Raw genomic sequence first — 1,366 nt, 5'->3', positions numbered from 1 at the left:
ACCAAACACAGCTTGAAGAAAACGACCGGGTCGATGCTCTTCTGGCCGCTCTCCCCATAATGTCCCTTGGTCAAAGGATAGAGGAAATCCAAATCGACGGCACCCTTCAAACGCCTGTAGAAATTGTTCTTGGGTATACGTTCGCTGAGCTGGAAGCTCGCGAACAGCTTTTCCTGGTAATTCTTTTTTCCCTGCATACATAAAGTTACGATCGATTCCACGATCGGCAATGATCAGCAACGAGTTTTTTCGTTAACTTGTACAACAGGCACAATGGCTATAAGTAATTGCTTGTTCTCGCCTACTTCTGAAAATCCTCTAGGATTTTCAGCTTGGTGTGTACTTGCAAAGTTAAGTGATAAACCACGCAACTACTCATAGCCGAGACCGTTGTACGTAAGCTACCAAAAACACTCAGAAAAACAAAGACTGAATGAATCACACTCAAATTTATACAACTCGAAAACTTGAAAAAACCATACAAAAATCGATTGTTGGAAAGAGCGAATCCGAAAATAAAATCTTGGGCGAATGGGTATCGACCATTTTTTATGTGGACAGAAAAAAATGCTGGCTGATTGTTAACAAACAAACCAAATATTTACTGATTTTAGCTGACGTAAAAGCATCTGAATTAAATAACATCACGCAAATATTTACGGAAACTCTTCATTCCCAACTCAAAAATGATGGAATTGAAATAAATTATGAAAATTTAAGCAGAATGATTGGCGAAATAAAACTGTGCGAAACCAATAATGACAGAAGTGCGAATGGTTCGTTGAATAATTGTATGTACAGCATCGACCATTGGAAAATGGAATACGGAAGTTTTGAAAATCTACCTTTCAGAAAAATAAATAGTGGATTAAATAGCTCGCCAAACCAAATGTTGGAATGGAAATATCCGAAAGAAGTGATGTACGAAAAAATAAAGGCCTACGTACAACATTGTGTATAGTTCATTGCTGGGCAAGGGCTTACATCGGAAATTCCTGCGGAATTTCCGCTTCGTTTTGTACTTGCTGAGTTTATTGCTAAATTCTCGCAACAAACCATACACCGTACCGTCAGACTGTCTCAAAACCCCGAATTATTTCGACTTGATCTTGTGGGATTCATATTTTGATCCGATCTTTATGTCATGGACTATCGACATAAACAATCCCGCACCCAACTTACCCTTGTAAGCTTCCCCCAATCAGAACTGTTTAGTTTTCCAAAACTTCATTAAAATTATTGTTTTTAATTCTTTTGGGGCTAGCCCCAAAAGAATTAAGTTCTGCGTATTTTATTGGCGGCACTTTGCCAAGTGCGTCATGTGGTCTGTGATGATTATAATCGTCCATCCATATACGTGTTTGCT

General features: G+C 38.7%; 2 protein-coding genes and 1 pseudogene. 1 reads left to right on the top strand and 2 read right to left on the bottom strand.

Going from position 1 to position 1,366, the window contains the following annotated elements; translation table 11 throughout:
- Positions 1 to 197, bottom strand: a pseudogene (locus BFP77_RS17575) (IS1182 family transposase); the annotation flags it as partial.
- Positions 198 to 433: 236 nt separating this feature from the next.
- Between BFP77_RS17575 and BFP77_RS04710 the strand changes: the two are divergent.
- A complete protein-coding gene (locus tag BFP77_RS04710) occupies positions 434 to 961 on the top strand; it encodes a DUF6933 domain-containing protein (protein WP_099572911.1) in 528 nt (175 codons plus the stop codon).
- A 250-nt stretch (positions 962 to 1,211) separates the two neighbouring features.
- On the opposite strand, the gene BFP77_RS04705 is transcribed toward BFP77_RS04710, so the two are convergent.
- Positions 1,212 to 1,366, bottom strand: a 155-nt coding sequence (locus BFP77_RS04705; protein WP_143751846.1) for an integrase core domain-containing protein, incomplete at its 5' end; no start/stop codon positions are given.

The organism is Maribacter sp. 4U21 (assembly GCF_002742365.1).
Classification (GTDB): domain Bacteria; phylum Bacteroidota; class Bacteroidia; order Flavobacteriales; family Flavobacteriaceae; genus Maribacter.
Note: the sequence above shows the minus strand (reverse complement) of the source record. Positions and strands in the feature narration are given on the sequence as shown.